Below are 3,618 nucleotides of genomic sequence, written 5' to 3'. Positions count from 1 at the left end.
CACTCCAGGCCTTCGACATCGCCTTCGACGGCCGACTCTCCGTCGGCCGCCGATAATTCACATCACACGAGTTACACCGTTGGCTGGACAGGCCCGCACTGAGCAAAGGGGCGCGAAGCACACCCACAGCGCACGACACGGTGCTCACCCCAATCCGACCTGGAGCCAGGTTTGACCCTCGGCACTGGGTACTCGCGGGACCGGGGTGGCGGCGGACTTCGGTTTGGGGATCTCGTGGTGGGGGCTGAGGGGGTCAGCAGCCCTACGTGGCCGCCGAATGCCTGCGGCTACAGGACCGCCTACACGGTGTCACTGATTGGCGGGGCACCTGGGCGACCGTGGCGATGTGCGGCGGCCAGGGCGAGGTGTGCCGGCCTACCGGTGTTGGAGCAACGGTGTGCGGATGCCGATCGGCCCTCGTTCGGACGGGACAGAGGGGGATCCGCAGGCGGGTGGGTGCGACTGGTCGACGCTTGGGTAGGACGTTCAGATGAGCCGGTCGTGGCGGGTGGCTGCGGCTTCGCGGACGAGGCGGGCGAAGTGGCCGCGGCTGCGGTCCTGGTGCGCTTCGGCGTGCTCGTCGTCCCAGTTTTCCTGATCGTTGTCGGGTTCGTCGTATTCCTCGTGGAGGAGCCAGCAGCCGTGGATGCCGGCGAGGAGGTCTTCGAGAAGGTCGGGGGCGGGTCGTTTGGGGTCGAGCGGGGTCAGGCGCAGGCCGGTGTCCTCGGGGCGGGTGTCCGGGCCGGTGTGTTGGGCGAGGTCGTCGTCGAGGTCTTCGAGTTGCTCGCGCAGGCCAGCGAGGTCGGGGAGGAGGCCGTCGGCGACGTGGAGGGCGTGGCGCACGAGGCCGGTGACGGCGTCGTAGGGGGAGGCGCCGGCGTCGATGAGGTCGAGGACGAGGGTGGGGGTCTCGTGGGGGAGGGCTTCGATGTCGTCGGCTTCGCGGAGCAGGGTGGTGGGGGAGTGGCCGGTGGCGTCGGCGGTGACCTCGGCCGCGGCTGCCAGCCAGTGGGCCGCGGCGACGGCCGCGGCGGTGGGGTCGATGTCGGTGAGCAATGTGGCGGGGCCGAAGGGGTCCTGTTCGAGGAGGCGGTCGGCGGCGGCGACCTGGACGGGGGAGGCGCCTTCACGGCTGAGGAGCACGGCCTGGCGGGCGCGGCCGGTGAGGTCGCCGAGTTCGGCGTTCTCCACGGCGGTGAGTTCGGTGGCGGCTTCCGCGAGGACGGCGTTAGTGAGGTCCGCGTTGTCGAGGGTGTGCAGGGCGCGGCCGGCGCGGTGGGCGGATTCGGCCAGGGGGCTGTAGGAGACGTCGAGCATGCCGCCTTGGGGGAGGTTGGGCCGGGCGATGGCGCCCGGGACCTCGTCGAACGCCTTGCGTTCCTCCTTGCGGCGCCAGCCCTCGCTGTCGGGTTCCTGGGAGGAGGCGGCGCTGGCCGGGTGGGTGTAGGTGTGCCACGCGGCCTCGGACAGGTGGGTGAGCGCGCGGGCCAGGCTCAGGAGCACGGAGATACCGGTGTCGGCGGGGAGGTCGGCGATGCGGGTGGCGAGATCGCCCTCGCCCGTCCCCCAGGTGGCGATCAGCTCGTGTCGCTCGGGGTCGACGCTGTAGCGGGTCAAGGGGGTCTGCCTCCAGAGTCACTGTGCGGACCGCCTTTGAGCGGTCGACTGCCAAGTCTGGTGCATCGTCAGGACTATGGAGACCGAGGCATGCTGAGGAGCAAGCGGCAGGAAGGAAAGGGGTTTCCCGGGGAAGCTCCATGACCGTTGCCTGACCCACAGGTCCAGCACAAGAGCCCGATTTCTCCCCTCCACGGCACACCTCTGACGGCCGGCTCCGCGGGCTGGCGGAGGTGGCCGGTTGCCGATCGCGGCGAGGAGCCGGACCACGGACACCCGTCCGCCGTCATCGACTACTACGGCAGGACCGCCGGCGTAGGCACCCGCGGCGACGACTTCCCGTTCATGGAGCATGCCGTACGCACCACCGAGGCCACGGTCCAGGCCGACCTGCGCGCGGCGGCCGACCACCTGCGCACCCTCGGTGGACCGGCCGTGATCGGAGTGGCCTCCGTGGGCTTCTGCTTCGGCGGACGCCACGCCTTCCTCTCCGCATCGCCCGCTCACGGCCTGGCGGGCGCGGTCGGGTTCTACGGCGTCCCCGGCATCGCCGGACCGTACGGGCCCGGACCCACGCAGCGAGCCTCCGAACTGACCGCCCCGATCCTGGGCATCTTCGGTGGGGCTGACCCGTACATCCCGCCGGGTGAGGTGGCCGCCTTCGACAGCGCCTTCACCGCCGCCGGGACACCACCGGCTTCGGCTTCGGCTTCGGCGGGAGTGTGGCAGGTCTCGGTGAGGTGGATCTTGTAGCCCATCCAGAACAGGTCCTCGCCCTTCGCGGCCCAGCGGGCGTCGGGGTCGTACGGGGAGGTCAGGCGCAGATGGCCGGGCGGGACGCCCTCATCATCGGCCTCCCGCTTCTTGATCACCTCCCGTCCCCTGCTGTCGGTGGTCACGTCGTAGGTCTGCACGAGGACCCGCCGCAGGATGTCCACGGCCGGGACCTGGCGCAGCCACTGCGGGGCATCGGGAGCGTGGACGGCCCGACACAAGGCGAGGGCGTCCTGGCCGAAGACCTGCGCCAACCGGTCGCGTTTGGTCTGGGAGGAGGGCATCCGCCAGCCGTCCACGCGTGGGCCGTAGCGGTGGGCGAACTCGGTGACGTCGATGGCCCGGGTCAGCCAGTCGGGCGCCGCGACGGCCAGGGCCTCCAGAGCGGCCCGCACGCTCTCCCCTGCCAGCTCCAGGCGGTTCAGGTCCCGCACCGCGCTGATCACGTGGGTGGAGTCGGTGCGCTGCTTGCCGCCGGCGGCCACCAGCCCGGCATCCTTGCAGTGCTCCAGCAGTCGGTCGAAGACCACACGCTCCATGCCGTGTTCGGCCAGCCGGGCTCGGAACCTGCTCAACACGCTCTGGTCGAAGCCGGTGTCCGTCAACTCCATCCCCAGGGCGTACTTCCAGTCGATGGCCCGCACTGCCATCGCCGCGGCCTGTCGGTCGGTCAGATCCTCGGCGAACTGCAGCACGGTGACCAGCGACAACACTCCCGGAGACAGCCCAGGAGCCCCCCGCACCCCGAACGCGTCTGCGAACGGCTCATCCGCGAAGACCGTACCGAGTCGATCCCGCACCCGCATCGCCAGACTGCCCCGCGGGAACGCGGCCCGAGCTACCACGACGGTCTGCTCCGGGATTTGCGGCAGCCCCTTCGGCTGCATCGACATCGCCCCACCCCCCACGACCGCGCGACAGGGAAGCGACCGCAACAACGATCATCCCGAACCCGCCATCCCTCACGCAGGGAATTGAGCAACAGAGTCCTGAAGGGTGTCAAAACTCCGATTAGGCCGCTGACCTGGGAGTTTCCTGCGGGTCGCGAGGCGGTCTGATCGGGGTGGCGTGGTACTCGTTGAGGAGTCCGCCGAGTACTCGGTGGCGCCGGACTGTGGCCGTGGGCAGAGGGTGTCAACGGTTCGTGAATTTAGACCCCTTGAGAGTTCGGGAAAATTGACCCCATGGGTTGATCAGTCGCGGCCCGCGCGGTTCTCCTTGGCGAGG

The 3,618-nt window shown here is 70.1% G+C and carries 2 protein-coding genes and 1 pseudogene; 1 reads left to right on the top strand and 2 read right to left on the bottom strand.

The features are described from left to right. Positions 1 to 486: 486 nt before the first annotated feature. Positions 487 to 1,617 (bottom strand): hypothetical protein, encoded by a 1,131-nt coding sequence (locus tag ACIG5E_RS39195; protein ID WP_396542056.1) that lies wholly within the window; start codon positions 1,615 to 1,617, stop codon positions 487 to 489. A 345-nt stretch (positions 1,618 to 1,962) separates the two neighbouring features. On the opposite strand from ACIG5E_RS39195, the pseudogene ACIG5E_RS39190 reads away from it, so the two are divergent. After that, positions 1,963 to 2,247, top strand: a pseudogene (locus ACIG5E_RS39190) (dienelactone hydrolase family protein); the annotation flags it as partial. On the opposite strand, the gene ACIG5E_RS39185 reads toward ACIG5E_RS39190, so the two are convergent. Then, positions 2,148 to 3,197: a transposase gene (locus tag ACIG5E_RS39185; RefSeq protein WP_396542058.1), complete on the bottom strand. Its 1,050-nt coding sequence runs from the start codon at positions 3,195 to 3,197 to the stop codon at positions 2,148 to 2,150. The pseudogene ACIG5E_RS39190 and the gene ACIG5E_RS39185 sit on opposite strands and share 100 nt — an antisense overlap. Between the last annotated feature and the right edge of the window lie 421 nt (positions 3,198 to 3,618).

This window comes from Kitasatospora sp. NPDC053057, assembly GCF_044546945.1.
Lineage (GTDB): Bacteria > Actinomycetota > Actinomycetes > Streptomycetales > Streptomycetaceae > Kitasatospora.
Note: the sequence above shows the minus strand (reverse complement) of the source record. Positions and strands in the feature narration are given on the sequence as shown.